Origin of the sequence: Actinomyces qiguomingii, from assembly GCF_004102025.1 — a bacterium.
GTDB classification, from domain to species: Bacteria; Actinomycetota; Actinomycetes; order Actinomycetales; family Actinomycetaceae; genus Actinomyces; species Actinomyces qiguomingii.
Map to the genome: position 1 here is coordinate 840,452 of NZ_CP025228.1, position 26,298 is coordinate 866,749.

The following is a 26,298-nucleotide window of genomic DNA, read 5'->3' on the forward strand; positions in this document are numbered from 1 at the left end:
GCATGGCCGTGCTACTCGGTATGCTTGCCGCCAGCGTGGTTCTGCTGGGTGCGCAAGGCGTGCGCATGGCACGCGCCTCCCTGGTGGATGATCTGCTGGCCTCCGGTGACCAGGCAACAGCGGAGTCGGTTCAGCGCACGGGGCCGTTCACCCGGATCGTGGATCTGCTGGGTCGCATGACTCAGAGCATGCTGCTCGATCTTTACGGTGCGGAGCGCATCAAGCGCTTGGGATGGCAGTTGCGCGCCGCTGGTCAGCCGGCCGACGTTACCGCGCAGACCTTCATCCAGCGGGAAGCGGGCTTTGCCAGCTTGGGGCTGGTACTCATGGTGCTGGCGATACTTAACGATCAGACGTTCATGGGCGCGGTGCTCGGGGCGCTCTTCGTGTGCTGGATGCATGCCTGGCTGCTGCTCACCCTGCGACGTCGCCAAGAGCAGATCGAGCGGGACCTGCCCGATTTTCTGGATGTGTTCGCCGTGACGGTATCGGCCGGGCTGCCCTTTCGGGTGGCGCTGCAGCGTGTGGCCGAGCAGCACAGCGGGGCGCTGGCGGAGGAGATGCGCCTGACTCTGCGGGAGATGCAACTGGGTGTTCCCCGCCGCCAGGCGCTCGAGGGGCTTCGTGAGCGTACGCGTTCGGAGAATATGGCTTCGTTCGTCACTGCGCTCCTGCAGTCCGAAGAACTTGGAACGCCGCTCGAGGAGGCATTGCGGCAGATCTCCAAAGAGGTGCGACGCGAACGCGGGCAGCAGGTACGCAGACAGGCGGCTAAGTCGCAGCCCAAGGTGTCCCTGGTGGTAACCATGTGCATCGTTCCCGGGGCCATTGTGCTGATTGTCGGCGGAATGATCATCGGAAACCTTGACACGATTTCGGGGTTGTTCAATGGGTGAGAGTAAAGTGCTCACAGAGGCGGCGCTGGCGCCCACCGTGCGTGTGCTCAGCGATATCAGGTTGGTGCTGCTATTGCTGGTGGCATCGGCCTGCGAATTCGACCTGGTAGCCATCTTGGCCGCCGTGTGTGCAGTACCATGCAGTTGTGTCCTGCTATTCCGATGGGGGCGAACAACCCGTCGCATCATTGGGAGCCTTTATTTCGTCGCCTGGGATGGAATCACTGCGCTTGTGATACTGGTGCTCGGGTGCCAGTATGCGGGTGCAGCGGCTGCGCTCGCGCTCGGCTACCTGCAAGTCTCGGCGTTGCTGATGGGAATGATTGCAGGGGACCGCGCCCTGGCTGCCTGGTGTGCTCTGGTCATCGTCGGCGCATTCGAGCTTGTTCAGTATGTGCCCGGTCTCGCGGTAATGATGCTTATTTCTGCAGGCGCGGCCCTTGTACTTGCTCTTCTCGGACGCAGACAGACGCAGCAGGTTGGCAGGGTCGAGGTGCTAGCTGCCGATGCAATGGAGGCGCGGTCGCGGCAGGCCGCGATGGAGGAACGTTTGGCACTGGCGCGGGATTTGCATGACACGGTGGCGAAGTCCGCCGCCGGGGTACGTATGCTGGCGGAGGCGTTGTCAGAGGATCTGAGGCGCCAAGGGTCAGAATTTGCGCGCGAGGCCAGTAATCTGTTCGATGCGGCGGACGTGTTGAGCGCCGAGGCTCGTTCGGTCTTGGATGAGTTGCGTTCTGCCCCTGCGGGGGACCTGCGTGAGCAGTTGCGTCAGGACGCCGAGACCTGGGCGAACCGCGTGGGGACAGCGGCATCGGTACGTATATCCGGTGAGTCGGTGGCTGCCGACGCGGAGGTGAAGTGGCAGATTCAAAGGGTTCTGGGTGAGTTGTTGACCAATGTGGAGAAACACGCCCAGGCCACAGCGGTCCGCGTCCGGATCGAAGGGGAGAACGTGCTCCAGCTCACGGTAGAGGACAACGGCATCGGTTTGCCCAAGCGGATTTTGGAGGACCAGTCCAACCTGCGCGGCTCCGGACACTATGGGCTCTGCGGGGTGCGGGAGAGACTCGCGGCCATAGGTGGACGCCTCACTCTCTCTGCTAATCCGGAAGGCGGAACCTGCGCGATGGCGCAGATCCCAAGGATGTACTTATCAAGCGAGAAGAATTCACCAACAACGGCAAGGATGACAGCATGAAGGTGCTAGTGGTTGACGACAACACGATTGTTCGGATGGGGCTCAGGCGGGTGCTTGAGAACATCCGTGACGTCCAGGAGGTAGCCGAGGCAGCCGACGGCGTAGAGGCGATCGAGGCGGCGCGGAGTTTCGAACCCGATGTCGTGCTGCTCGATGTGCGCATGCCCCGTATGGGAGGGTTGGAGGCCCTGCCTTCGCTTGCGGTGCAAGCCAGCGTGATAATGATGACCTCTGATGACAACGCAGAGACGATAGCCTCCGCCATGCAGGGCGGCGCCAAGGGGTACCTCGTGCACGGACACCTGGGCGCTGACGAAGTCGCGGCAGCCATCGCTGCGTGCCGTGGCGGCGGCACCGTGCTTGGCCCCGGCGTGGCAGAGAATGTGACTCTGCAAGCGGCGACTCCTGAGACCGAGCGAGGCCCGAACCCTTTGGCGGCGCAGCTCACTGAGCGCGAGGCGGAGGTGCTCGAGGCTGCGGCTAGGGGCATGAGCAACAAGGACATCGCTGAGGAACAGTTCCTGTCAGCTCGCACGGTCAAGAACTACATGAATTCCGCGTACGTCAAGCTGGGCGTCCACAGCAGGGCCGAGGCGATCCTGCTGTGGAAGGAGGCGGAGGGCTCATGAGTTGGGGGCGAGTGCTCGGGGCGATTCTTGGGGCGCCTGACCCTATTCGGGGGACGCGCGCCTTCCGTAATGTTGACACTGTCAACGGGAACAAACCCGGAGTCAATCATCCGAGTCAATGGCTCGGAACTCGTCAACAGGAGGAATTGTCATGTCGAACTCAGTTCTCGCCGCTCAGGTCCGTGCTCGCACCTGGATGGACAGTGTCAAGAACCATCTCGCGGAGTCGGAGGCGGGTCAGGGCGCGGCGGAGTATGCTGGCGTGATCGTGATTGCGGCAATCATTGTAGGCGTGATTATTGCCGCGATTGGTGACGGAAACACGATTCAGACTGCCGTGGAGGATGCGATCAAGGAAATCCTGAACCAGAAGTAATAAAGCTGGTCGGGCTTAGATGCGTGCGGGTGTTGGTCCGGCAACTACGGTTGTCGGACCAACACCCGCGTGTGAGTATGTTACGTATCACTGGATATCGATTGTTAGATAGGGTAGTGTCGGTGGAATGAAAGCTATGTCGCGTCGTCACATGGTCATTGGGGTTATGGCTCTCGTATCTGGCTCGGGTCTTGTGGCATGTTCTGCCGGCACTCGCATCGGTGATGGGGGCACGGCATCATCTTCTGCGTCGAGCCCAGGACGCGCATCGAGCTCGGTCCCGCAGGGGGTTGAAGGCAATAGCGTGGCCTTGAGTTCAGAATGGGGTGGGGCGTCTCTGGTGAGTCGTGTTGGGCCTGCGGTTGTGCAAGGTGACCATGCGGTGGTTCGGGTCGAAGTGTCGAGTGAGGCGAACGAGCCGGTGAGTTTATATGGCATGCTGGGTAGGCACACTGATGCAGCGACTATGCAGGCAGTGCGTTTGTTGTCTTTAGAAAAAGGGCTTGCGTTCTGTGAGGTGACGACTGGCGGTGGTAATGAGACGGTGGTGCCGGGCGAGTCCGCTGAGTTGTTTCCGGTGTTCGGGGCTCTGCCGGATGGCCTGAGTTCGGTGGATGTGTTTTTGCCGAATGTGGGTGTAGCCTTGGGTGTGCCGGTGGTGGATGCGGATGAGGCTGGGTATGATGTGGACGCGGCGCTGGCGGACGCTGAGATTGACGAGAGTGTGGAGTCGGGTCCGTTTGAGCTGAACTCGGTGGTGGTGGCTGCGGATGGTTCGTCGGACATGGAGTCGGATGATGCGTCGACGACGGTGAATGTGTCTGGTGATGTGTTGTTCGCTACGGACTCTGCGGAGCTGTCCGATAAGGCTGATGGTGTTCTGGGATCGGTGGTGGAGCAGCTCAAGCTGTATCCGTCTGGCGGAATGCTGGCGATTACGGGGCATACGGATGATGTGAATACTGATGAGCATAATCAGGACTTGTCGGAGCGGCGGGCGAAGGCGGTGTCGGATCGCCTTGGCGAGCTGACTGACCTGTCTGGTTGGGAGGTGTCGGTGTCGGGGAAGGGTGAGTCGGAGCCGCGGGTGGCGAATGATTCGGATGAGAATCGGCAGTTGAACCGGAGGGTGGAGGTGCTGCTGACTCCGACCGATCCCAGTGAGGCCGATGCTGCGGGTCCTGGCGCGGGCTCGGCCGGTTCTTCTGGTGAGATGCCCGAGCCCACGGGACCGGTGGGCCGCGGCCCGGACGGGGTTGACATTGAGATCGACGGCGTGCCCGCGCGCATCACCCTGGACAGCGTCACCAGGTATGAGGGATACCTGATAGGCAATATCAAGATCATTGCTGAGGAGGATGCATCGGTTTCTGTCGGCTACTTCGGTGTTCCAACTGGTATGTATTCGTTGCGTGAGTGGGGTGCATATCAATCGACTGGATTCGGTCTACTGAAGGGTGAGTCTCGTTACCTTTTGGTTGATTTCACTGATGCTGGTGGTGTGAACCTCCCGCTGACGAATTTTTGGCGGAATAGGCTCGGCGCGAACGTAGTCCAGTCGTTCCCGGTTGTCTGGCCCGATACCGGTGAGGATACGATTACGGTCGATGCGCCGGGCGGGAAAAGGCTCGGAAGGCCGGTGTTTGCGGTCAGGCTTACCGACATCCCGGTAGTAGAGAGCTGACGGAAGGTTAGTGCGTGTGATCAAAACAATGTGCTTAGGTGAAGCCATGTCTTTGTCTTCGAAGGCGCTTCATTATGTCAGTCAGTTGCGCGCTCGGCTTCGTGGTGACGATTGTGGGGCAATCAATATCTTCCTGGTCGGCGTGCTCACTGCGTTGCTGACGATCGGGATGATCATCATCATCCCTTTGGGAGACGCGATCGCTGACCGGCGTAACGCGAATACGGCGTCGGACGCGGCCGCGCTGGCGGCTGCGGGGTATTGCGCCGACAGGATTGAAGACGCTTATGCGGACGCGGTGAGGGCGGAGGATGCCGAGTCTTTCTGGAGCTACTTCGGTAGGCCGGTGTTCTCCTACTGTTCGGGAGCCTCTTCGCAGGCTCGTCAGTATGCGAGGAGCAACGATGCCAAGCTGACGGCGTACAGCCAGCTCTCGAGACTCCGATTCCAGGTCTCCGTGCGGATGGAAGACGAGATCGCTGATACCGGTCTGCAGTCCAAATCGACTGCTACCGCGCAGATGACTTTGGAAAGGGGTGTGTGCGTTTCAGGCGGGCTGCTGGGCGTGTCGGTGGACGGAGCGTGTTACACGAGCCCGTTTGGGCTGCCGGAGCGGTACTCAGGTCAGCGTGAAGACTCTGACGTTGGTAATGAAGGCGAGGAAGCCGAGGATAAGTCATTCGACCTGACGGAGGGCCTGCCCGACTCAGCCACCGTGAGTACCAGGCTTGTGTCATCCAGATGAAGAGTACTCCTTCGAGCCGCGTGCGGCGTGTGCGTGCTGAGCGGGGTATTGGCGGATACCGCGCTATGATCGCAGTCATTGCGCTGATCGCGCTGGTAGCAGTGCTCGCAGTCACCGGGGTTTTCAGACGTGGCTTGTGTGCACTGGACCCGGCCTCGTGTGCCACGTCGTCCATGGGTGGACCAGCACCCACATACTTTGACACCGGTGCGTTGCCCGCCGCCTCCGACGAGCGCGCCATAGCGGCCGGAGCAGGCCTTGAGGCCGTGGCGCCCGGCCGCAAAAAGACCGCCGCGGGCAAACGACCCGTCATTGCACCCGGAGACGCGCCGCCGCTGACTGAGTTGTGGTCCCCAGCCGTCGGCCGTGAGCAGACCGGACTGGTGGACGAGGCCGTGCTGATCCCCCTTGAGGAGTTGGCATGCGGCACTCCCGGAACGCAGCCCTGCGACACCTGGGACGGGCTGCAGACCGACTCCACCGCCGAACACACCGGGGGAGCCGACCGGCTCTCACTACTCGGGCTCGACCCATTCGTTGGAATAGAGTCCGAGACCAACACAGTAGACCTGACCCTCACCAACAGCCTTTCGGGGCAAGAACACTCCAAAGGCACGCCCGTGCTCTACCGGCACTCACGGCGACTGCGGGACGGCGCCACAACCGCCTCATGGACCTGGCAGGACTCATCCGGCACGGTCGCCTCAGTTCGCATCGAACGCTCCCAAGGCGGCCTCCTACACTCCGTCACAATCATCGGCGCAAGCAACGGGAACGACGATCAGGTGATCTGGACCACTGTACGCGTCCCGGTAACCGACTCCAGCCGGGACGCCTTGGACCAGTGGACCTCCGCGTTCGCCGTAGACGGACCAGCGCTGCCCGGTAGCCTGTGGGAAAGCACGGCAGCCGTGAGCGCGGATGACGACGTCCTGCTCCGCCTAGTGCACACCACTGGACAAGTCATGCGAGAGACGCTCGCCGTCGGCGGCGGATTCACCGGACTCACCCCCCAGCTGCTTCGTGACAACCCGGCACATGAAAATGCCGGTCTGACCCCCGCCGGAACCGAGACGCTCAGCGACCTCGACGCGCTCGGACGCCGCGAGTTCAAACCAGAGGGGGAGCAATGAACGCGAAAGGGTCGCTGCGGAAGCGATTCACGCGGCTCAACTGCCTCGGCACGCTCATCGTCGCTCTGGGCGCCTGCTCCGCAGGTGGGTCCGCCCTACCGGCCACGACTCCCATTCCGGCGGCGACGGTCCAATCCAAGACCGCGAACGCGAACGGCATCGCCCTGGAGGTCCCAGGCACCTGGATCACCCGTCCACATACCGAGCCAAAGGATGACGACGGCGCGGACAATGATCCCTGGACGCTTCACATGACCGACCCCCACGGAGACGCCGAACCGGTTCTAGCCATCAGCGACGTCCTGCCAACCACCAGCGCCGAGCAGGCCTACCAGGCCGCATCCGCGCTGCTGTCATCCGGTATACCCGGCTACCAGGCCGTGGGTGTATTCACCTTCCCTACCCCCGTGCAGCCCGACGATCGGCAGCCGACGCCGGCGCTACCGAGTCCAACAGGCCATCCGGAGCCTGCGGCGTCCAGCCCGTCGGAGGAGGCCGCGCCGGCTCCGACCGCTTCCACTGAGGCAGCGCGCACTGCTGGCATGGTCGCGCGGATCGCCTTCACCTACAGGCGAGGTGAAGCGGATGGCAGTGGAACGGCATGGACCGTCCCCGCCGACGCGGGCTACGTCGTCGTCGTGCTGCTGGACGACGACGATGCCACGCGCATGGTGGTTGAGGCCTCATTGACGGGAGGCGGAACATGAGCAGCAGCCCGCCCCGTGCGGGGATCAGCCGTCGCCGCGCCGTCGGACTATTCGGAATTGCGCCACTGATCGGAGTGGCGGCGTGCTCAGGTTCCTCGGTACTGCCGGCGGGCTGGGAACGCGTCATTGTCTCCGGGGCATACGTGCCGATACGCAGTGATTGGCGGCACGCATCGGCTCTCGATGGCATCGGACTGTACTCAGACATGTGGCAGGACGTGGAGTCCCCCTCCCACACGCTCATGGTCGGAGTGCCCTCCGCAGGGCTCGAATCGCAGGGCATGCTGGCAGAGGCCGAAGACGCCCTGCGCAGTAGCCTGCCCGGTTTCCGGGTGGTCAGCCAGGCGGCCACGGCCGAGCGTCGAGACGCACAACTCCTGTACAAGGACTTCACCACCACTTACGCCGGCGCCAGGACCGGGCGAATCTGGCTGCTCACAGACGAGAGGGCAGCAATCGCCGTGGCACTCGCGGCGGAGTACCTTGATGAAGGCCATCGCGACGTCCTGGACACGGAACTCTCATTGGTGCCCTCCGAGCTGCCTGCCGTCGATTCCGGCTGGACCAGGGTCGGGCGTGGCGTCACCAGCTTCGCCGTGCCGGGAACCTGGGCGGTCACCGGAGCCCCCACCAAGTCTGAACGCTGGACCGAGGGCTGGGCGGATGCAGACCTGGACGGAGCCGCACGGGCACGCGTACTGCTCGCACCCGACACCGGGGAGTCGAGTGTGGTGGACGCACTCGCCAAGATCGAATCCGACTCGGTAGCAGGCGCCCTGCCCCGATACGCACGGGTCTCCGAACCCAAGGAACTGGAGGTCGACAGCCAGGGGCACGCGTCCGGCATTCGCGTGGACTTCGCCTACGGCAACGGCCGAAAAGCTCAGGGAACGCTCTGGGTGCTGGGCGGCGCGGGAACCGTAAGCGCGATCCAATTGACCTTCTCCGGTGCCGCCGACGAAGGCGTCACCGCAAAGATGGAGCAGAGCATATGCCTGACAGCCCCACCTCAGTAGCGAACCGCACGCCCCGGCGACGCATGCTCCACATGCTCGCCACCGCCTACGGCGCCATCCCTACGGGGATACTCGCGGCCTGCAGGCCCAACGAGCCTTCGCAGGCGGCGGGCGGCGCCGCGCCCCAAGCCACACCAGACAACGGCTCCGATATCGGCGCGGCACCGGATCTCATCGCCGCGCCGCTGGCCGTCGCCGGGCAGACCGTGGAACCAGTGACCGGCATTCAGCTGACGCTTCCCGGGGAAGTACAGGCACTGACACCCGAACGAGTCGGAGAAGGTCGAACCCAAGTCACCTACGTATGGGCCGATGAGGAGGACTGGGGCTACCTGGTGGTCGAGGGGCCTAACTCATTCTCAGCGGACGATCAGTCCGCCGCCATGATCGCGGCGACTGCGGAGCGACAGCGCCTGATAGCGGCGCTGATCACACCCTCCGAGCCACGAAAGCTCGAGTGGGAGGGCTTCACCCAATGTGCACAGATCACCTGGACCCAGCACACGGTGCCACCGGGCTGGTCACAGGAGGCCTCCGTGGACGCCCTCGCGCTGTTCTGCGTGGCGGAGGGCGGCCGTGCGTACACGGTCGTGGCCTATGGGCCTGCGGGTGAACTCAATGCGATCAGCGACGTGTTCAAGGCTCTGTGCAGTACTAGCTAGGCGGATGATGCAAACGAACAACTGAGCCTGGAACTCAGGCCAAGGTTTGGGGCGAGCGCCCCTGTTGCGCGGCATCCTTGTCAGGGCAACCTACCACCATCTAGTGCCTGGGGAACGAGGAGTATCGCCGTGGGACGAGCAAGTAAATGCGATCGCGAGAAGGGGCAGGGCGCCATAGAGTACGCCGCGGTCATCATCGCCGTGTCGGCGTTGGTTCTCGCATTAATATTGCTGGCTACGCCGCTGGGTAAGAGAATAGGATGCGAGATCCAGTCCGCTATAGACCGAATGCTTGGTGGTCCTGGGCTTTCGTGCGGCGACATCGTGGCAGAAGAAGACACGCATAAGCCCACCGAGCCATGCGTGTTATCTGAGACTGAGCGTGAAAAGACGGTGAGTGGTACTGTAATCATCACAGTCAAAGGTGGTGGCCGTATAAAAGTTGAGGAAATGAGCGACGGGACATATAGAGTCACCCAGACAGGAATCCTGAGTGTTGGATACGAACTGCATTCGGGTGGCATCTCACTGAGCGGGACACAGGACGATCGAACGGTGGATCTGAGCAAAGGTGGAGGTCCTGGCGGCGGTGCTGAGTTCGGCGCTGAGGTGAATGCGTCAGGCGAGGCGTCCTCTACCTACATAGTCGATTCCGAGGAGGCGAAGGACGAGTTGGTCGCCTACCTGCAGAACCAGGTGGACACCGGTGTAGCAACAGCTGTCAGCCCCCTATGGGGGGCGACGAAACATGTGTGGGACTATATGTGGGACAACGACGGTGCGCGAAGCTATACGCCACCCGAACCAGCAGAGCGTAACTACCAGATCGGAACAGATGGTGAAGTAAGGGGATCGGCCTCTAAGGGAGCGTCCGGAATTGAAGGAAGTGCAGGCGCGGCTTCCGCTCTCGGAGTTACAGCGCACAACGACGGCACCACGACGTTCTACTACGCCGCCTCGGCAAATGCAGACGTGTCAGGGAACATTTCGTTCAGTCTACCAAGTGATGATTGGACGGCCAGTACCGACGTGGCCAACGCTACTGCTGAGGGTCAATTGGATAATGTGATTGCGGTGACGGTCGACAAGTCCGGTAAGCCTGTGTCGATGTCCATGACCAGTTCAATGTCTGGTAGTGTTGACGCCGGGGTGTACAACGTCTTCGGGGACGGTGGACCATCATGGAACAAGGGAGGTGGAAGGGTTTATGAGAACACCATAGATATGACTGACCCACGATCGGCCGAGGTGGGATATGACCTCATGCTGGCGGCCGGGATACCCGTATATGGGGCAACCAGGACTATCCAAGGCGAGAATCCCTTCGAGAATTACGTCCGAGAGGCGAAGAATAATGGAGTATCGACGCGAAGGGATGTAACGTCAAAAGATAGTACAACGAATCTGGCAATAAAGGCCGTTGGGAAGTTTGATGGCATAAACATTGGCGGCGGATACAAGGATGAGAGTGCGACCATTGAATATGGGAACGGAGAGTATTGGAATGGGAATGAGTGGGTCGACTGGGGAGGGTGCTGAATGACTCTTTCCCTGGGCATGGAGAATATGGGTCGTCGTGCCGCCTGCATGGTAGGTATTTCGGCCCTGATGGGTGCGGTGACAGCTTGCTCCGGTGGCACCGATCGTGCTGCTGACGTTGGCTCCTCAGATAGTGCAGGACAGGGTGGTGCATCCCCTTCCGGTGGACCTACCGCGACACCTACGGTGCCGGAGTGGCGACCCCCCTCGGAGATATCGCAAGTGCCCGACCTGCCGAGTAGAGGTATCCGGCCGGTTTCGCTGGCGTCGGGAAAAAAGGTGGAGATCTATGGGATCGAACTCACTGTGCCCGAGGAGGCGACCACCAGGGAGTGGACCAATGAACGCGGCCTTCCGATGACCTCAGTGATGCTGGCCGGCGAGGAAACGGAGCTTCCGTATCTAGTAGTGAGCCACGTCGCCAGTTCGGGCAACTCCTTGGAGGAGGAGTCCTACCTGCAGGAGATGACGCTCGCCGGTTCTGGTCGCCTGTGCACATACGTGGCGCGGACGCCCGAAACTTGGCCGGTCGGCTCGGGAACGGCGGATGCCTACATGTTGACGTGGACAGACGAGGAGCCGCATGATGACGGGACGAGCGTGATGACGGACCGGGCTGCGCTGCTGGTCGCTGACGGTGCTACCGGCCGATGGCGAATCATCGCAACCGCACAGCCAGGCGATCTGACGGAAGACAGCCTTGCCTGGCGGACCATGATGACGGCCACTATCGACGAACCTTGATGGGTGCGACCATGTCTGTTGCGTCAAGAGTAAGAAATATTGCCGTGGGATGCGTTGTGGGCTTCGTAGCTGCAGTCGCGATGGCGATCGTCGTGGTAGCGGTCCCGGGACTGTCTTCCGCGACAGGTGCCGATTCCACTCGTTTGGTGACGGTGTACGTCTTGCTGGAAGGCGTGCGCCAGCTAGTTGTGAGTTGCCTGATGCTCATGGCGCTGCGGGTCTCCGGCGGACTCGGCCGCAGGACTCACGGTGTGTTGCATGCGCTCGCTTACGCTGTCGGCACTTCTCTCCTGGTGTTGCTGTTTCAGCTGGCAATGCTTCGTCAAAGTGGCATGCCGATGGTAGTGGAGGCGGTGGCGTTGCTGCTAGGTTCACTGGCGGCCGCTGCGGTGGTGAGGCCACTACCGGCAGCCGATTCCCGTGCATAGCATGTGGTGACCGCGACGACACAATTGGGCTTGGTAATGGACGCCTTCGCTGACTCAGAATCGTTGAAACTGGACTCGTTTCGATGTTGGCGGTAGCGACGTAGTCATGATAACGGCGACGTGGCGAGGATGGTGCCGCGCGTGATGTTGAGCCGTGCGGCCATGCCGGTGGGCATCTCGATGGTGGCATGCGCGTTCAGTCGGGGTAGGCAGAGTCGTTTCGGCGGTGTGGTGGTGACGGCGACGACGTGGCCGCGGCGCCCGACGTATACCAGGTCGAGGGCGTAGCGCATGCCGAAGGTGTGCACCCAGTTGCATGCCTTGAGCCACAACGCGCCCTCAAGCGCGTCGGTTCCCAGCAGGCCCGTATTGCGCTCCTTACGGGTGCGGGCGATCCACGTTCTCACCGCGGTCGGCTCGCCGTCCACGGTCAGCAGGTGCTCGGAGGTGCCGGAGGCCCAGACGGGGCGGGAAGGGCTCATGGGGATACCGTCTCACGCTCGAAGAGTATTGTCACGGGCCGGCTGCAGATGGGCGAAGACGAGGGGTGCCCGGGTATACCCGGGTAGTAGGGCGGCGCTCCCCATGGCGCGGGACCCTCTGCTTGGTTAAGGTGAGAGTGTCCAAGAGCCCGTTCGGTTTCGTGAGTGCATTGTGGGAGTGGTGTCGGTGATGTTGTGTCGGCGTGAGGTCCTGACCGGCTCGGCGGCGATCGCGGCGAGTGCGGTACTCGCCGCCTGCTCAGACGGTAGCGGCCCATCAGCCGATGCCTCGACGGTCCCATCGGCTAACACAAGCGGTACGGCGATGGCCCCGGCAAGCTCGAATCCGGTGGTGCTGGAGTCGGTGTGGAGGGGGGAGGCGTTGACGACTCGTGTTGGTCCCGCGGTGGTGCAGGGCGGATACACCGTGGTGAGGCTGGACATCTCTGCGGACTCTGGCGAGAGATTCTCGCTCGGATCATCGATGTTCGGTGCCGGAGTAGATAATAATACGATGGCGGCCGTGAGGATGATTTTGCTGAGGGATAAAGTTGCTTTCCTTGATGTGCAGTCGTACGTAGATGGTATTGCTAGAGCCGTAGATGCGGGTTCTTCGTTGGAGCTGTTCGCTGTGTTTGGCGGGTTGCCGAAGGGGACCGAGTCGGTCGATGTTTTCTTGCCGAATGTGGGTGTGGCTTTGGGCGTGCCGGTGGTGGATGCGGCGTCTGCTGGGTTTGATGTGGATGCTGCGTTGGCGGATGCGGAGATCGACGAGAGTATCGAGTCGGTTCCGCTTGAGTTGAACTCGTTGGTGGTGGTAGCGGACGGTTCGTCGGATACGGAGAAGGATGATGCGTCGACGACGGTGAATGTGTCGGGTGATGTGTTGTTAGCGACGGATTCGGCGGACCTGTCGAGTGAGGCTGATGGGGTGCTGTCGACAGTAGTGCAGCAGTTGGAGCTGTACCCGTCGGGGGGAACTCTGGGGATTGTTGGGCATACGGATGATGTGAACACCGATGAGCATAACCAGGGATTGTCGGAGCGGCGGGCGAAGGCGGTGTCGGATCGCCTTGGAGAGTTGACCGATCTTTCGGGTTGGGAAACGACCGTGTCGGGGAAGGGTGAGTCTGAACCGCGGGTGGCTAATGATTCGGATGAGAACCGGCAGTTGAACCGAAGGGTGGAGATCCTGCTGACCCCCACCGATCCCAGTGAGGCGGCAGCCGGTACGGCGGGCGGAGGCACGTCAAGTTCCTCTGGCGAGATGCCTGACGCGACCGGTCCTGTGGGCCGTGGGCCGGAAGGCGTGGACATCGATATCGACGGGGTGCCGGCCCGCATATCACTCGACAGTGTTACCAGAACAGGAAAGTTCCTGGTTGGCGCGGTGAAGATCGAAGCAGAGCAGGATGTAAAGGTGCCTACTAGCTTTCTTCGGTTGCCTGTAGACTTGCGTTTGACGCATATGTGGACTACTTTCTCGACAACGGGCTTTACTTTGTTGAGTGGAAATCAGCGATATCTCGTCTGCGACGTTCAGTTCAAGGACGGTGAATATCTCCAGATGGTGAGTCTTGGGAGGGTGCCACCTCTAACTGCAGGTAACGCATCATCGTTCCCTGCAGTGTGGCCTGATACCGGCGGCGAGTCGGTTGTACTTGATTTGATTGGTGGCCGGGATGCGTATAGCGAAATGTTGACGGTGCGGCTCACTGATATTCCGGTGATTGACGGTTGATCGCAGCGAATTCCAGGTTTGTGAGGAGATAGCAGTTATGAGCATGTGGCTGAGGTGGTGCGCCCGCCGTGTAGGTGCTGCGCAGCGGGGCAGTGAGGATGGGGCTATCAATTTGTTTCTGGTCGGAACATTAGTCGTGATGCTGGCGATCGGGATGATTATTATTATCCCTTTGGGAGATTCCATCGCGGACCGGCGGAATGCTAACGCGGCGTCGGATGCGGCGGCGCTGGCGGCTGCGGGGTATTGCGCCGACAGGATTGAAGACGCTTATGCGGACGCGGTGAGGGCGGAGGATGCCGAGTCTTTCTGGAGCTACTTCGGTAGGCCGGTGTTCTCCTACTGTTCGGGAGCCTCTTCGCAGGCTCGTCAGTATGCGAGGAGCAACGATGCCAAGCTGACGGCGTACAGCCAGCTCTCGAGACTCCGATTCCAGGTCTCCGTGCGGATGGAAGACGAGATCGCTGATACCGGTCTGCAGTCCAAATCGACCGCTACCGCGCAGATGACTTTGGAAAGGGGCGTGTGCGTTTCAGGCGGGCTGCTGGGCGTGTCGGTGGACGGAGCGTGTTACACGAGCCCGTTTGGGCTGCCGGAGCGGTACTCAGGTCAGCGTGAAGACTCCGACGCTGGTAATGAAGGCGAGGAAGCCGAGGATAAGTCATTCGACCTGACGGAGGGCCTGCCCGACTCAGCCACCGTGAGTACCAGGCTTGTGTCATCCAGATGAAGAGTACTCCTTCGAGCCGCGTGCGGCGTGTGCGTGCTGAGCGGGGTATTGGCGGATACCGCGCTATGATCGCAGTCATTGCGCTGATCGCGCTGGTAGCAGTGCTCGCAGTCACCGGGGTTTTCAGACGTGGCTTGTGTGCACTGGACCCGGCCTCGTGTGCCACGTCGTCCATGGGTGGACCAGCACCCACATACTTTGACACCGGTGCGTTGCCCGCCGCCTCTGATGAGCGTGCTGTTGCGGCCGGGGCGAGCCTTGACGCCGTCGCGCCCGGCTACCACAAGACCGCCGCGGGCAAGATGCCAGTGATCTCTGCGGGATCGGTGCCGGCGCTCACTGAGCTATGGGGGCCGTCGGCCGGTGATGAGCAGGCCGGACTTGTGGACGAGACCGTGCTGCTCGCTTTGGATGAGCCGGCATGCGGTAGTCCCGAAACGGGGCCGTGTGACACCTGGGAAGGGCTACAAAGCGATTCCACGGCAGAACACACCCAGGGAGGAGATCGGCTCTCACTGCTGGGGCTCGATCCGTTCGTCGGGATCGAGTCCGAAACCAATACGATCGACCTCACCCTGACCAACAGCCTCTCTCAGCCAGAGGACTCCGAAAGAGGCACCCCCGTTCTCTTCCGGCACTCACGGCGACTGCGGGACGGCGCCACAACCGCCTCATGGACCTGGCAGGAGTCGGCGGGAACCATCGCCTCCGTCCGCGTCGAGCGATCGCGAGGAGGCCTCCTCCACTCTGTAACCATCATTGGTGTAAGCACCGGGAATGACAATCAAGTCATCTGGACCACCATAGGCATCCCAGTTACCGACTCCAGTCGGGATGCGTTGGATCGCTGGAGCTACGCATTCACTGTTAACGGACCAACCCTGCCTGAGGATCTTTGGGAGAGCACGGCCGCCGTCAAAACGGAGCATGATGTCCTGCTCCGCCTGGTCCACACCACCGGCCAAGTCACGCGGGAGATGCTTGCTCCCGGCGACGGATTCTCGGGAATAACGCCGCAGCTGCTCCGCGACGACCCAGAACACCTGAGCGCCGAATTGGTCGTCACCGGCACCGAGGTCCTTGGTGACCTTGACGCACTCGGACGGCGCTTCTTTGAACCCGAGGGGGAACAATGAACATGCGCGCGTCGGTGCGGCAGCGGTTTGCACTGCTCACCTGTATCAGTATGCTTCTTGGGACTCTGGGTGCATGCTCAGGCGACACAGCGACATTGCCGACCCCCACCCCCCTCCCGATGGCGACGGTGCAGACCAAGACCGCGAACGTGAGCGGCATCGCCGTACAGGTCCCAAGCACCTGGGTCTCCCATCCGCATACCTCGGCAACAGGGGACGAGGGCGGCGGTGACGACCCGTGGGCACTAGACATGACCAACCCGGACGGAGATGCCGAACCGGTCCTGGCCGTTAGTGACGTGTTGCCTACTAGCAGCACGGAACAGGCGTACCAGGCGGCATCGGCGCTGTTGTCATCAAGCATACCCGGCTACCAAGCGGTGGGGGCCTTCACGTTCCCAACCTCCCCGCAGCCAGAACTCCGGCAGCCGACGCCGTCTCCCTCCGCTCAGCCAACACCTGCGGTGGGGATAATTGCTCGGATCGCCTTCACCTACGAGCGAGGCGACGCGGAGTCGAGTGGAACTGCATGGATCGTGCCGGCAAATGGGGGATACGTCGTCGTCGCGCTCACGTGCGACGATGACGCGACCTTGGCGGCAATAGAAACCTCGCTGACAGGAGACGGCGCATGAACCGGCACCACCCCGGAATATGCCGTCGTCATGCCGTGGGTCTGCTCGGACTCGCGCCACTGATCGGAATGACAGCGTGCTCCGGTTCCTCGGTCATGCCTTCGGGTTGGGACCGTGCCGTGGCATATGGGGCTTACGTCCCTGTACGCAGCGATTGGCGGCACACGCCGGTCCCCGACGGCATTGGCCTGTTCTCAGACATGTGGCAGGAGGTGGAGGCGCCCTCACACACGCTTATGGCAGGAGTCCCGTCCGCGGGACTGGATCCGCAAGAGATGCTGACCGAAGCCGAGGGCTCGTTGCGTGCGAGCCTGCCTGGATTCAGAGCGACCAGCCAACGGGTGACGGCCGAACGCGGAGATGAGCAGCTCCTGTATGAGGACTTCACCTCCAACTACAAAGACGCAAGTACCGGGCGAATCTGGCTGCTCACGAATGGGAAGGTGTCGATTGCTGCTGTGCTTACGGCGTCGTCCCTTGATGACAGCTTTCGCGACCTGGTTGACGCGGAACTCTCGCTGATGCCCAGCGAATTACCTGGCGTCGACGCCGGCTGGACCAGGGTTGGGCGCGGCGTCACCAGCTTCGCGGTACCGGGCACTTGGGCCGTAACCGGATCCCCTACCGGGTCCGAGCGATGGGCCGACGGCTGGGCGGACGCCGACCTCGATGGCGCGGCGCGGGCACGGGTGCTGCTTGCACCGGATACCGGTGAGCCCAGCGCGGTCGATGCCTTGGCCCAGATCGAATCAGACTCGGTAGCCGGCGCCCTGCGCCGATACGCACGATTGACAGAGCCGACCGAGCTGAGCCTGGACGGCCAGGACAACGCCTCCGGCATCCGTGTGGACTTCGCTTACGGCAACGGTAGGAACGCGCAGGGAACTATATGGGTGTTAAGCATCGCGGATACCGTCAGCGCGATTCAGTTGGTCTTCTCGGGTTCCGCGGACAAAGACGTAGTAGCGAAGATGGAGCGGAGTATATGGCTCACCGCCGCAGATTGATAGTCAGTCGCACATCCCGGCGGTCTCTGCTCCAGGGGGTCGGCAAAGTCGTTGGCTGGGTTGTGGGTTGTTAGGGGTTTTCGGCGTGTTGGTGCGGGTGCGGCGCGACCCGTCGGAGACGATGGAGGTGTTCGAAAAAGCCATTGCCTTGGAAGGTCGCGCCGCTGTGTCATCATCCACCACTCCTGCCCTGTCGCGCCAGCCCCTGACAGGGGTGTTCGCCACTGTCCCGGACCCGCGTGATCGGCGCGGGGTGCGTCACCGCCTGGACACTGTGCTGGCTTTGGCGGCGGTGGGAGTACTGGCCGGCTGCCGCACCCTGCTGGCGATCTGGGAGCACGCCCGCGACCTGACCGGCGGCCAACTACGGCAACTGGGACTACCACAAGACCGGGACATCCCCTCGGAGTCCACCATCGGCCGCGCCCTGGCCGGCCTGGACGCCGACGACCTTGACGCTCGGATCGCCTCGTGGGTGCTCACCCGCACCGGCACCATCGACGGACGCAGGATTATCGCGGTGGACGGGTGAGACCATGCGCGGCGCCAAACCCAAGAACAACAACAGCGGAGACGGTGATGATGGCGGCGGTGATGGCGGCGGCGATGGTGGCGGTGATGGTGGCGGTGGGGTGCCGCACCTGCTGGCGGCCCTTGACCAGGGCACCGGGGCGGTGGTGGCCCAGCAGCGCGTAGAAGACAAGACCAGCGAGATACCCGCCCTAAAACAGCTGCTGGCACCCCACGACCTTACCGGCGCGGTCATCACCGCCGACGCCCTGCACACCCAGACCAGCACCGCCGAGTGGATCACCTCCCACGGCGCCGACTACCTGCTGACGGTCAAGAACAACCAGCCCAGTCTCAGGGCGAAACTGAAGGCGCTGCCCTGGAAGGACGTCCCCGCCGTGTCGGGGGTTGACTGCTCTCATGGGCGGCGGGTGCGGCGCACCATCAAAGCCGTGGCAACGCCGGACTGGATCGACTTCCCCGGCGCCTCACAGGTGCTTCAGGTGCGTCGCACCCGCACCACCCACACCCGCGGTAAGAACAGCAAGCGCAGCACCGAGGTCGTCTACCTGGTCTGCTCCATACCGCCCGAGCAGGCCCCGCCCGAGCAAGTTGCCGCCTGGATACAGGGCCACTGGGCGATAGAAAACCGTGTTCACTGGGTACGGGACGTGACCTATGACGAGGACCGCCACCAACTGCGCACCGGCTCCGGGCCGCAGGTGATGGCCACCCTGCGGAACCTGGCCATAAGCCTGATCCGCACCATCTACGACGACCCCACCACCACCACCAGCATCGCCTCAGCCAACCGGGCCATGACACGCAAACCCACCAAAGCCATCAAACTCCTAACAACCCCTAACCAACCAACGACTTTGCCGAGCCCCTGCCTCAACCCCGGCGAGAAAGGCTCAATAATAATCATACCAATCACGAGCAACAAAAATATCCCACCGACGAGTAGTATATTGACCGCCCCTCTTTCGTCGCCGCCCGGTCCACCCCGGACTCGCCCAATCGAACGTGCGGCAACTTTCATGCTACTGTCCTCTCTCCTTACCAAAACAACCTGATTCAAGTTCCAAGCGCCTAGCCTTCCATGACTGGAATGTCGGTGAGACGGACGGTCAGGATCTCACTGTGCACACTTTTGCCCCCGATCAAGTCCAGAACCACCGACTGCTCACCCGTATCAGGCCACACCGCCGGAAAGAACCTAGGCGTCCCGGCAGTCAAGTTAGGCACCATCTGCCCGTCAACCATCGGTCGATACTTACCAGCATTATGGAAGTCATTAACTAGATAGCGTTCCTTTCCCTTCAGCAGAGTGAACCCTGTTGTAGTAAACGAATACCACATTCGTAGGTAAAGCAAATCGTCCGGCAAAGACAGTAGGCTGATCGGTGTTCTAACATCCTGCTCAGCCACCAACGCAACCGTTCCGACCAAGTGTTCACCGATTCTGGTTACGCTATCAAGGGAGATACGTGCAGGCACGCCGCCGACCTCAATGCCCACACCTTCCGGGCCCCGCCCGACCGGGCCTTCAGGTTCGGGCATATCGCCGGAGGATACGGCCGCACCGCCTCCGGTAGTGCTGGCCTCACCTGGGTCCGTTGGCGTGAGAATAATCTCAACTCTCCGGTTCAGCTGCCGATTCTCATCCGAATCATTCGGCACACGCGGCTCCGATTCGCCCTTACCCGACACCGCCGTCTCCCAGTTCGAAAGGTCGGCGAGCTCTCCCAGGGCGTCCGACACCGCTTGCGCCCTCCGTTCCGACAATCCTTGGTTATACTCGTCGGTGTTCACATCATCCGTATGCCCGACAATCCCCAGAGTTCCCCCCGACGGGTACAGCTCCAACTGCTGCACCACTGTCGACAGCACCCCGTCGGCCTCATTGGACAGGTCCGCCGAATCCGTCGCGAACAACACATCCCCCGACACATTCACCGTCGTCGAGGCCTCATCCTTCTCCGTGTCCGAAGAACCATCAGCTGCCACAACCAGCGAGTTCAACTCAAACGGGCCGGGTTCGACACGCTCGTTAATCTCCGCATCCGCCAGCGCAGTCTCGACGTCGAACCCAGCCTCACTAGCACCCACCACCGGCACCCCCAAAGCGACACCCACGCTTGGTATAAACACCTCGATGGAATCTACGCCGTCCGGCAACGCACCGAACACGGGAAATAAAATCAGATCCTCATCTTTTGAAAAGCCACTGAGTCCGACGGGTGTAGCAGTGTTCAACTCACGATAGATCATTCCTGTCGCCAAGGACATAATCCTCACGCCAGCCATTGAAACCATAGCCGTGGTCCATCCGCCATCCAATGCATAGCCGAGCCTGACCACACTCTTCGAATCGGTGCTAAACGCCATGCGCAAAACCGTGTAGCCGCCCGCCACTACTGCTGGCCCGACGCGCGTCGTCAAAGACGCACCGTCCCAAACTGAATCCAGCACGACGGAAACACCTGTTCCTCCTGGGTGGGAAGACATGGCCGAGTCAGCGGATGGCTCCGCGTCATGCGAATCAGTTGGACCACCGGTCGGCTCGCCTCCACGGCGCGTGCACGAAGCCGTCACAGCGCCACACGTCGCCACAGCAGACCCGACCAGAATAGATCTACGAGACATCATCACCATGCTGGAACTGTAGCACATGTATATCGTAGCCTCAACGTCGCGCTAAATACCCCAAAAGACGGCAAGACAGGTATATGAACTAACAATGCCCTGTGGCTCCGAAGGTTGTCAGCGCAACCTCCGGAGCCACAGCACTCTTGGCTACTCTAGTTCAGAAACCAGTATAGCCCTCTCTTCGGAGACTTCACCCGCTCGCCTCACCAGTCAGAATCTCGTTGATCTTGTTGGTCACCGTCGTCGAGACATCGGATTCCTTGATAGCGGTCGCTACCGCAAGGATTACGATAGCGGCAATCACAATGACACCCGCATACTCCGCCGCTCCTTGACCAGGCTCAGACTCCGACACACGAGTCTTGAGGTCCTCAATCCACAGTCGAGCGCGCACCTGGGCGGCAAGAACTGAGTTCGACATTACACTTACTCCTGTTACAGTCTCACCCGAGCAATTACTAGGATCATTGACTCCGGGAAGGTTATTCGGCTCTTCGTGTTTGGGGGTGTGGTGGTGGGTAGTGGCGGGTGCGCGTGTCGCAGGGGCGGGTGTGGGTCGAGGTCCCCGATGATTGGGGTTTGCTTAACACAACCGATCACAGAGACCTCGACATGGCTGACACTACCTTCACTGCTGCTGATCTTGCTAGTTTCCTGGGCCTGGACGCCCTGGGACTGGTTGCCACCGGCCAGCGGATCACCCCTTGCGAGGCGCTGGTGGAGTGCCGCCTACGGGTGGCTGAGGAGGATGCGTTCTGTAGACGGTGTGGGGCCCAGGGCGCACCGGTGGGGACCGTGTCCAGGCGCCTGGCGCACGTGCCGTTGGGCTGGCGTCCCACACACCTGCTGGTCCGGTCGCGGCGGTGGCGCTGCCAGGGATGCGATCGCGTGTGGCGCCAAGACTGTTCTAGGGCCGCGGCCAAGCGGGCTTTGCTGACCCAGGCGGCCAAGGAGTGGGCGATCCGGGCCGTGGGGGTGGAGTTCATGTCCGTGGCGCGCGTAGCAGCGTCGCTGGGGGTGTCCTGGCACACCGCCAATGAGGCCGTCCTTGAGCGGGCTAAAACCGCCTTGATCAATGATCCCGGCCGTCTGGCCGGTGTGGAGGTCCACGGGGTGGACGACTCCCCCGCGCGCTGGCGCTCTCAAGCGGGAGGTGCCCCCATTGCCTGGCGGCATGCCCGCAAGGGCGACCGGTACGTCACCGTCATCATTGACCTGACCCCGGTGCGCGACCGGACGGGCCCCTCCCGTCTGCCGGGGCATGGCCCCGGGCCGGTCCAAGCAGGTTTTCAAGCAGTGGCTCCAGGATCAGCCCGAGGCCTGGCGCAGCCGGATCGAGGTGGTCGCTATGGACGGTTTCACCGGTTCCCAGGACCGCCACCGCGGCCCTACCCGGCGCGACGGAGGTGATGGACCCCTACCCGCGTAGTAGCACTGGCCGCACACAAGCTGGACCAGTGCCGTCGCCGTACCCAGCGCCAGACCACCGGGCGGCCGGGGGCGTAAGGACGATCCCCTGTACAAGGCCAGGCGCCTGCTGCGCACCGGGGCGGGGCTGGTGAGCGACAAGGGCTGGGGACGTCTCGAGCAACTGTTCGCCGACCCCCACAACAAACCGGAACAGACCACCTGGGCGGTGTACCAGAAGATTATGTCCGCCTACCGCGCCAAGACCCCCACCCAGGGCAAGCAGTTGATGAGCGAGGTCATCGACTCGCTCACCACCAGTGTGCCTGACGCCCTCGAAGAGCTGAAGTCGCTGGCCAAGACCCTCAACCAGCGGCGCGACGACATCCTGGCCCACTACCGATCACCGCGACACATCCAACAGACCCACCCAAGCAGTCAACGCCCCGCCTGGAACACCTACGCGGCATCGCCCTGGGCTACAGGAATCTAACCAACAACCACCATACGCAGCCTCATCCACGCCGGCGGCTTCCACAACCAGCTACTACACCCCTAAACGCGAAGAGCCCCGTAAGCCACCACCGTGTAGGCCCGCCCCTCCCCTGCCACGCAGAACAAGGCGATCGCGTCCACCGAGGCCTCCTGTGACCATCCCGGGGGCACTGTGCGCTGGTTCCACGTCACCTGCACGCACTGAGAGAGCCCCTCCCACTCGAGTCTGCGGGGCTCGGAAGGTGTGATCAGCGCGGCAATCAGGCGCTGACGTTCCGCATTGGCGGCAATCATGGCCGCAGACTGGTCGGCCCCGGCGAATGAGTTCGGCCCTTCGGCCACCAGGTAACCCCAGTCCGATTCGTCGCCGTTCCAGACGTATGTAACCTGGGTGCGGCCCTCTCCAACCTTTTCCGGAGTCAATGCCTGTACTTCTCCGGGAAGCGTCAGGCTGATCCCGGTGAGTGGCTCTACTGTCTGCCCGGTGACAGCCAGCGGTGCTGCAATGACATCCGGCGGCACTCCGGTGCCGGCTCCGTCCGAAATGATTTCGGCTCCTTCACCACCCACATCTTCCAAGCTTCCGGTGGGCGTGCACGATGCGAGTACCCCGATTGCCGCGGTGACGGACAACATCCGGAGCAGAGACCAGGGGCTCGGCAAAGTCGTTGGTTGGTTAGGGGTTGTTAGGAGTTTGATGGCTTTGGTGGGTTTGCGTGTCATGGCCCGGTTGGCTGAGGCGATGCTGGTGGTGGTGGTGGGGTCGTCGTAGATGGTGCGGATCAGGCTTATGGCCAGGTTCCGCAGGGTGGCCATCACCTGCGGCCCGGAGCCGGTGCGCAGTTGGTGGCGGTCCTCGTCATAGGTCACGTCCCGTACCCAGTGAACACGGTTTTCTATCGCCCAGTGGCCCTGTATCCAGGCGGCAACTTGCTCGGGCGGGGCCTGCTCGGGCGGTATGGAGCAGACCAGGTAGACGACCTCGGTGCTGCGCTTGCTGTTCTTACCGCGGGTGTGGGTGGTGCGGGTGCGACGCACCTGAAGCACCTGTGAGGCGCCGGGGAAGTCGATCCAGTCCGGCGTTGCCACGGCTTTGATGGTGCGCCGCACCCGCCGCCCATGAGAGCAGTCAACCCCCGACACGGCGGGGACGTCCTTCCAGGGCAGCGCCTTCAGTTTCGCCCTGAGACTGGGCTGGTTGTTCTTGACCGTCAGCAGGTAGTCGGCGCCGTGGGAGGTGATCCACTCGGCGGTGCTGGTCTGGGTGTGCAGGGCGTCGGCGGTGATGACCGCGCCGGTAAGGTCGTGGGGTGCCAGCAGCTGTTTTAGGGCGGGTATCTCGCTGGTCTTGTCTTCTACGCGCTGCTGGGCCACCACCGCCCCGGTGCCCTGGTCAAGGGCCGCCAGCAGGTGCGGCACCCCACCGCCACCATCACCGCCACCATCGCCGCCGCCATCACCGCCGCCATCATCACCGTCTCCGCTGTTGTTGTTCTTGGGTTTGGCGCCGCGCATGGTCTCACCCGTCCACCGCGATAATCCTGCGTCCGTCGATGGTGCCGGTGCGGGTGAGCACCCACGAGGCGATCCGAGCGTCAAGGTCGTCGGCGTCCAGGCCGGCCAGTGATTTGCTTCAGCGTTCGTGTCCGGTTTTGGGCTGAGGATCAGACCGCATGGGTAGGGTCTTCGTGACACCTTGAGGAGGGTGCGCGATGAGCAGTGATGCTGACACGACGAGGGGTTCTGGGCGTCGGGCCAAGGTGTTCTTGTCGCCTTCGCAGAAGTATGAGATCTACGTAAGGCTGATGCGAGAGGAGGTCACGGTGGGGGCGGCTGCGACCGAGGCCGGAGTGGACCGCTCCACGATCGTGAGGCTGCGGCAGGTCGCCAGGCAAGGCGCCTTGGACGCGTTGTCGGCTTCGCGTCCGGGTTCGTCTGGCAAGTCGGCTCGTGATGTCGAGCTTGAGCAGGCCAGGGCCGAGATCGACCGCTTGACCCGTACGGTGACGGAGCAGGCGGTGAAGTTGGTGGTGCTGGAGAAAAAAGGGGGCTCGGTCTGATGCCCGGTGCCCCGGTCCCCGCCCGGGTGGATGCGCCCGTCAAACAGGGGCTTTTGGAGCTGGTGGACTACGCCACCGGTCAGGGCTGGACCGTGGCTAAGGCCTGTGAGGTCCTGGGACTGGCCGAGCGACGCTACCGGCGCTGGAAACGGCGCCAGAACGGGGTAGGACTGGCCGACGCCCGGCCTGGCGCCGCTGTCAATGCCCTGATGCCGTGCGAGATCGAGGCGATTGTGGACGCCTTCGAGACTTTCGGTGAGAAGGACTTCTCTCACCGTCGCCTGGCTCACCGAGGCTCCTACAACGGGTTGTTCTGGGCGTCGGCCTCCACCGTCCGCAGGGTCCTGAATGACCACGAGCTTCGGTTCAGGCATCCCGCCCGGCCAGCGCGCTCCAAGCGTCGTCCGTTCCCCGACTGGGCGACGTACAAGCCCAACTCGATCTGGATCTACGACTCCACTCACTTCACCGCCTGCGGCATGACTGTGCTGATCATCGAGGATCTGGTCTCACGCAAGTGGATCACCCATGTGGTCTCCAGCGAGGAGACCCACCACCAGGTCCGCCTCGCCTTCGAGCAGGCCCTGGACGCCGAAGGCCTGCTCGAGGCCGCCCTGGAACGAGCCCAGGCCCTGAAGCGCCAGCTGACGCTTGACGGAGACGATGAACTGACCCCGATCCTGTTGGCGGTGTCCGACAACGGCTCCCAGATGATTGCTGCCAACACCCGCAGGTTCATGGCCATGGTCGCCATCGCCCAGCACTTCGGACGGCCGGCGACTCCGACCGACCAGGCCTGGATCGAGTCCCTCAACGGAACACTCAAGGCCGAGTGGCCTCACCTGCTGGCAATCACCGATCCCGCTGTCCTGAGGGCCGAACTCGACTCTGTGCGCACCGAGTACAACAGCCAGCGCTTGCACTCCGGAATCGGCTACGTCACACCCCTGGACGAGCACACCGGGCGCGGGCCGGCCATCCGCAAGGCCCGCCAGGAAGGCCTGAAACGGGCCGCTCAGCAGCGCCTTGCCTACAACCGCAAACAACGAGACAATCAAACCAACCAAGAAGACCACGATGATGTCTGATCCAACCGCCCCAAGCGGACATTAACGCTGAAACAGGTCACCAGGGCGCGGCCGATGGTGGACTCCGAGGGGATGTCCCGGTCTTGTGGTAGTCCCAGTTGCCGTAGTTGGCCGCCGGTCAGGTCGCGGGCGTGCTCCCAGATCGCCAGCAGGGTGCGGCAGCCGGCCAGTACTCCCACCGCCGCCAAAGCCAGCACAGTGTCCAGGCGGTGACGCACCCCGCGCCGATCACGCGGGTCCGGGACAGTGGCGAACACCCCTGTCAGGGGCTGGCGCGACAGGGCAGGAGTGGTGGATGATGACACAGCGGCGCGACCTTCCAAGGCAATGGCTTTTTCGAACACCTCCATCGTCTCCGACGGGTCGCGCCGCACCCGCACCAACACGCCGAAAACCCCTAACAACCCACAACCCAGCCAACGACTTTGCCGACCCCCTGCTACCTTCAGGAGGTAATGCTCGCGGGCCCCGCCCGTCGGAACACATACGTAGCACGTACTCCTGAGACCTGGCCGGTAGGGTCTGGGATGGCGGATGCGTACATGCTTACGTGGACGCAAGAGGATCAGCAATCGGACGGGGCAAGTGTGAAGAC

Annotated in this window: 27 protein-coding genes and 1 pseudogene; 23 read left to right on the top strand and 5 right to left on the bottom strand. The window is 62.4% G+C overall.

Annotation, left to right across the window (positions count from 1 at the left end):
- The first annotated feature begins 2 nt into the window (after nt 1-2).
- The 13 genes from CWT10_RS03405 (at nt 3) to CWT10_RS03465 (ending at nt 11,760) form a co-directional block, all read left to right on the top strand.
- Nucleotides 3-896, top strand: coding sequence for a type II secretion system F family protein (locus CWT10_RS03405; RefSeq protein WP_103061655.1), 894 nt, complete (start codon nt 3-5; stop codon nt 894-896).
- A complete protein-coding gene (locus tag CWT10_RS03410) occupies nt 889-2,097 on the top strand; it encodes a sensor histidine kinase (RefSeq protein WP_103061654.1) in 1,209 nt (402 codons plus the stop codon). The genes CWT10_RS03405 and CWT10_RS03410 overlap by 8 nt, the downstream gene beginning before the upstream one ends.
- Nucleotides 2,094-2,726 carry a response regulator transcription factor gene (locus CWT10_RS03415; RefSeq protein ID WP_103061653.1) on the top strand — a complete coding sequence of 211 codons (633 nt, stop codon included), beginning with the start codon at nt 2,094-2,096 and terminating at the stop codon, nt 2,724-2,726. The genes CWT10_RS03410 and CWT10_RS03415 overlap by 4 nt, the downstream gene beginning before the upstream one ends.
- Before the next feature lie 151 nt (nt 2,727-2,877).
- Complete coding sequence (locus tag CWT10_RS03420) at nt 2,878-3,102, top strand: hypothetical protein (protein ID WP_103061652.1); 225 nt, start codon at nt 2,878-2,880, stop codon at nt 3,100-3,102.
- A 466-nt stretch (nt 3,103-3,568) separates the two neighbouring features.
- A complete protein-coding gene (locus CWT10_RS03425) occupies nt 3,569-4,786 on the top strand; it encodes an OmpA family protein (RefSeq protein WP_233187964.1) in 1,218 nt (405 codons plus the stop codon).
- Between the two features lie 16 nt (nt 4,787-4,802).
- Entirely contained in the window at nt 4,803-5,531 is a 729-nt protein-coding gene (locus tag CWT10_RS03430) for a pilus assembly protein TadG-related protein (RefSeq protein ID WP_128683260.1), read from the top strand.
- A 65-nt stretch (nt 5,532-5,596) separates the two neighbouring features.
- A complete protein-coding gene (locus CWT10_RS03435; protein ID WP_103062009.1) occupies nt 5,597-6,664 on the top strand; it encodes a hypothetical protein in 1,068 nt (355 codons plus the stop codon).
- The gene (locus CWT10_RS03440) at nt 6,661-7,371 is read left to right on the top strand and encodes a hypothetical protein (protein WP_103062010.1); all 711 of its coding nucleotides are present in this window, start codon (nt 6,661-6,663) and stop codon (nt 7,369-7,371) included. Before CWT10_RS03435 ends, CWT10_RS03440 begins: the two co-directional genes overlap by 4 nt.
- Nucleotides 7,368-8,387, top strand: a complete 1,020-nt coding sequence (locus CWT10_RS03445) for a hypothetical protein (protein ID WP_103062011.1) — start codon at nt 7,368-7,370, stop codon at nt 8,385-8,387. The genes CWT10_RS03440 and CWT10_RS03445 overlap by 4 nt, the downstream gene beginning before the upstream one ends.
- A complete protein-coding gene (locus tag CWT10_RS03450; RefSeq protein WP_128683261.1) occupies nt 8,363-9,049 on the top strand; it encodes a hypothetical protein in 687 nt (228 codons plus the stop codon). The genes CWT10_RS03445 and CWT10_RS03450 overlap by 25 nt, the downstream gene beginning before the upstream one ends.
- Nucleotides 9,050-9,178: 129 nt before the next feature.
- The gene (locus tag CWT10_RS03455; protein ID WP_128683262.1) at nt 9,179-10,588 is read left to right on the top strand and encodes a hypothetical protein; all 1,410 of its coding nucleotides are present in this window, start codon (nt 9,179-9,181) and stop codon (nt 10,586-10,588) included.
- 222 nt (nt 10,589-10,810) lie between these two features.
- The gene (locus CWT10_RS03460) at nt 10,811-11,332 is read left to right on the top strand and encodes a hypothetical protein (protein WP_128683263.1); all 522 of its coding nucleotides are present in this window, start codon (nt 10,811-10,813) and stop codon (nt 11,330-11,332) included.
- 146 nt (nt 11,333-11,478) lie between these two features.
- Nucleotides 11,479-11,760: a hypothetical protein gene (locus tag CWT10_RS03465; protein WP_128683264.1), complete on the top strand. Its 282-nt coding sequence runs from the start codon at nt 11,479-11,481 to the stop codon at nt 11,758-11,760.
- A 104-nt stretch (nt 11,761-11,864) separates the two neighbouring features.
- On the opposite strand, the gene CWT10_RS03470 is transcribed toward CWT10_RS03465, so the two are convergent.
- On the bottom strand, nt 11,865-12,242 hold the full coding sequence (locus CWT10_RS03470) for a DUF192 domain-containing protein (protein WP_103062015.1): 378 nt from the start codon (nt 12,240-12,242) through the stop codon (nt 11,865-11,867).
- Nucleotides 12,243-12,594: 352 nt separating this feature from the next.
- Between CWT10_RS03470 and CWT10_RS03475 the strand changes: the two genes are divergently transcribed.
- The 7 genes from CWT10_RS03475 (at nt 12,595) to CWT10_RS03500 (ending at nt 19,077) form a co-directional block, all read left to right on the top strand.
- A complete protein-coding gene (locus CWT10_RS03475; protein WP_233188011.1) occupies nt 12,595-13,983 on the top strand; it encodes an OmpA family protein in 1,389 nt (462 codons plus the stop codon).
- Nucleotides 13,984-14,020: 37 nt separating this feature from the next.
- Complete coding sequence (locus tag CWT10_RS03480; RefSeq protein WP_128683265.1) at nt 14,021-14,713, top strand: pilus assembly protein TadG-related protein; 693 nt, start codon at nt 14,021-14,023, stop codon at nt 14,711-14,713.
- A 65-nt stretch (nt 14,714-14,778) separates the two neighbouring features.
- Nucleotides 14,779-15,849: a hypothetical protein gene (locus CWT10_RS03485; RefSeq protein ID WP_103061650.1), complete on the top strand. Its 1,071-nt coding sequence runs from the start codon at nt 14,779-14,781 to the stop codon at nt 15,847-15,849.
- A gap of 119 nt (nt 15,850-15,968) precedes the next feature.
- A complete protein-coding gene (locus CWT10_RS03490) occupies nt 15,969-16,484 on the top strand; it encodes a hypothetical protein (protein ID WP_128683266.1) in 516 nt (171 codons plus the stop codon).
- Complete coding sequence (locus CWT10_RS03495; RefSeq protein WP_103061648.1) at nt 16,481-17,491, top strand: hypothetical protein; 1,011 nt, start codon at nt 16,481-16,483, stop codon at nt 17,489-17,491. Before CWT10_RS03490 ends, CWT10_RS03495 begins: the two co-directional genes overlap by 4 nt.
- Nucleotides 17,492-17,558: 67 nt before the next feature.
- The gene (locus CWT10_RS17255) at nt 17,559-18,023 is read left to right on the top strand and encodes a transposase family protein (protein WP_244936773.1); all 465 of its coding nucleotides are present in this window, start codon (nt 17,559-17,561) and stop codon (nt 18,021-18,023) included.
- Nucleotides 18,024-18,027: 4 nt separating this feature from the next.
- Nucleotides 18,028-19,077 (top strand): ISAs1 family transposase, encoded by a 1,050-nt coding sequence (locus CWT10_RS03500; RefSeq protein ID WP_244936774.1) that lies wholly within the window; start codon nt 18,028-18,030, stop codon nt 19,075-19,077.
- A gap of 16 nt (nt 19,078-19,093) precedes the next feature.
- Here the strand turns inward: CWT10_RS03500 and CWT10_RS03505 are convergent, their stop codons facing one another.
- Both CWT10_RS03505 and CWT10_RS03510 read right to left on the bottom strand, forming a co-directional pair.
- The gene (locus CWT10_RS03505) at nt 19,094-20,392 is read right to left on the bottom strand and encodes an OmpA family protein (protein ID WP_158247607.1); all 1,299 of its coding nucleotides are present in this window, start codon (nt 20,390-20,392) and stop codon (nt 19,094-19,096) included.
- 451 nt (nt 20,393-20,843) lie between these two features.
- A complete protein-coding gene (locus CWT10_RS03510) occupies nt 20,844-21,074 on the bottom strand; it encodes a hypothetical protein (protein WP_103062452.1) in 231 nt (76 codons plus the stop codon).
- Between the two features lie 191 nt (nt 21,075-21,265).
- Here CWT10_RS03510 and CWT10_RS17865 point away from each other — a divergent pair.
- A pseudogene (locus tag CWT10_RS17865) lies at nt 21,266-22,619 on the top strand (ISL3 family transposase).
- Here CWT10_RS17865 and CWT10_RS03520 read toward each other — a convergent pair.
- Nucleotides 22,616-24,070: an ISAs1 family transposase gene (locus tag CWT10_RS03520; protein WP_128683267.1), complete on the bottom strand. Its 1,455-nt coding sequence runs from the start codon at nt 24,068-24,070 to the stop codon at nt 22,616-22,618. The pseudogene CWT10_RS17865 and the gene CWT10_RS03520 overlap by 4 nt on opposite strands.
- Nucleotides 24,071-24,267: 197 nt before the next feature.
- Here CWT10_RS03520 and CWT10_RS17265 point away from each other — a divergent pair, with 197 nt between their 5' ends.
- Nucleotides 24,268-24,615, top strand: coding sequence for a hypothetical protein (locus CWT10_RS17265; protein WP_128683201.1), 348 nt, complete (start codon nt 24,268-24,270; stop codon nt 24,613-24,615).
- Nucleotides 24,615-25,703 (top strand): integrase core domain-containing protein, encoded by a 1,089-nt coding sequence (locus CWT10_RS03530; RefSeq protein ID WP_128683268.1) that lies wholly within the window; start codon nt 24,615-24,617, stop codon nt 25,701-25,703. Before CWT10_RS17265 ends, CWT10_RS03530 begins: the two co-directional genes overlap by 1 nt.
- On the opposite strand, the gene CWT10_RS03535 is transcribed toward CWT10_RS03530, so the two are convergent.
- On the bottom strand, nt 25,670-26,107 hold the full coding sequence (locus tag CWT10_RS03535; RefSeq protein WP_128683269.1) for a transposase family protein: 438 nt from the start codon (nt 26,105-26,107) through the stop codon (nt 25,670-25,672). The genes CWT10_RS03530 and CWT10_RS03535 overlap by 34 nt on opposite strands.
- Nucleotides 26,108-26,298: the final 191 nt, after the last annotated feature.

Bases quoted from the DNA above. Each gene is read 5' to 3' on its own strand.
- CWT10_RS03445 (WP_103062011.1), top strand. From the start codon at position 7,368: ATGAGCAGCAGCCCGCCCCGTGCGGGGATCAGCCGTCGCCGCGCCGTC.
- CWT10_RS03410 (WP_103061654.1), top strand. From the start codon at position 889: ATGGGTGAGAGTAAAGTGCTCACAGAGGCGGCGCTGGCGCCCACCGTG.
- CWT10_RS03530 (WP_128683268.1), top strand. From the start codon at position 24,615: ATGCCCGGTGCCCCGGTCCCCGCCCGGGTGGATGCGCCCGTCAAACAG.
- CWT10_RS03495 (WP_103061648.1), top strand. From the start codon at position 16,481: ATGAACCGGCACCACCCCGGAATATGCCGTCGTCATGCCGTGGGTCTG.
- CWT10_RS03490 (WP_128683266.1), top strand. From the start codon at position 15,969: ATGGCGACGGTGCAGACCAAGACCGCGAACGTGAGCGGCATCGCCGTA.
- CWT10_RS03420 (WP_103061652.1), top strand. From the start codon at position 2,878: ATGTCGAACTCAGTTCTCGCCGCTCAGGTCCGTGCTCGCACCTGGATG.
- CWT10_RS03520 (WP_128683267.1), bottom strand. From the start codon at position 24,070: ATGCGCGGCGCCAAACCCAAGAACAACAACAGCGGAGACGGTGATGAT.
- CWT10_RS03450 (WP_128683261.1), top strand. From the start codon at position 8,363: ATGCCTGACAGCCCCACCTCAGTAGCGAACCGCACGCCCCGGCGACGC.
- CWT10_RS03510 (WP_103062452.1), bottom strand. From the start codon at position 21,074: ATGTCGAACTCAGTTCTTGCCGCCCAGGTGCGCGCTCGACTGTGGATT.
- CWT10_RS03500 (WP_244936774.1), top strand. From the start codon at position 18,028: ATGCGCGGCGCCAAACCCAAGAACAACAACAGCGGAGACGGTGATGAT.
- CWT10_RS03440 (WP_103062010.1), top strand. From the start codon at position 6,661: ATGAACGCGAAAGGGTCGCTGCGGAAGCGATTCACGCGGCTCAACTGC.
- CWT10_RS03415 (WP_103061653.1), top strand. From the start codon at position 2,094: ATGAAGGTGCTAGTGGTTGACGACAACACGATTGTTCGGATGGGGCTC.
- CWT10_RS03470 (WP_103062015.1), bottom strand. From the start codon at position 12,242: ATGAGCCCTTCCCGCCCCGTCTGGGCCTCCGGCACCTCCGAGCACCTG.
- CWT10_RS03485 (WP_103061650.1), top strand. From the start codon at position 14,779: ATGATCGCAGTCATTGCGCTGATCGCGCTGGTAGCAGTGCTCGCAGTC.
- CWT10_RS03435 (WP_103062009.1), top strand. From the start codon at position 5,597: ATGATCGCAGTCATTGCGCTGATCGCGCTGGTAGCAGTGCTCGCAGTC.
- CWT10_RS03480 (WP_128683265.1), top strand. From the start codon at position 14,021: ATGAGCATGTGGCTGAGGTGGTGCGCCCGCCGTGTAGGTGCTGCGCAG.
- CWT10_RS03405 (WP_103061655.1), top strand. From the start codon at position 3: ATGGCCGTGCTACTCGGTATGCTTGCCGCCAGCGTGGTTCTGCTGGGT.
- CWT10_RS17265 (WP_128683201.1), top strand. From the start codon at position 24,268: ATGAGCAGTGATGCTGACACGACGAGGGGTTCTGGGCGTCGGGCCAAG.
- CWT10_RS03425 (WP_233187964.1), top strand. From the start codon at position 3,569: ATGCAGGCAGTGCGTTTGTTGTCTTTAGAAAAAGGGCTTGCGTTCTGT.
- CWT10_RS03505 (WP_158247607.1), bottom strand. From the start codon at position 20,392: ATGGCGTTTAGCACCGATTCGAAGAGTGTGGTCAGGCTCGGCTATGCA.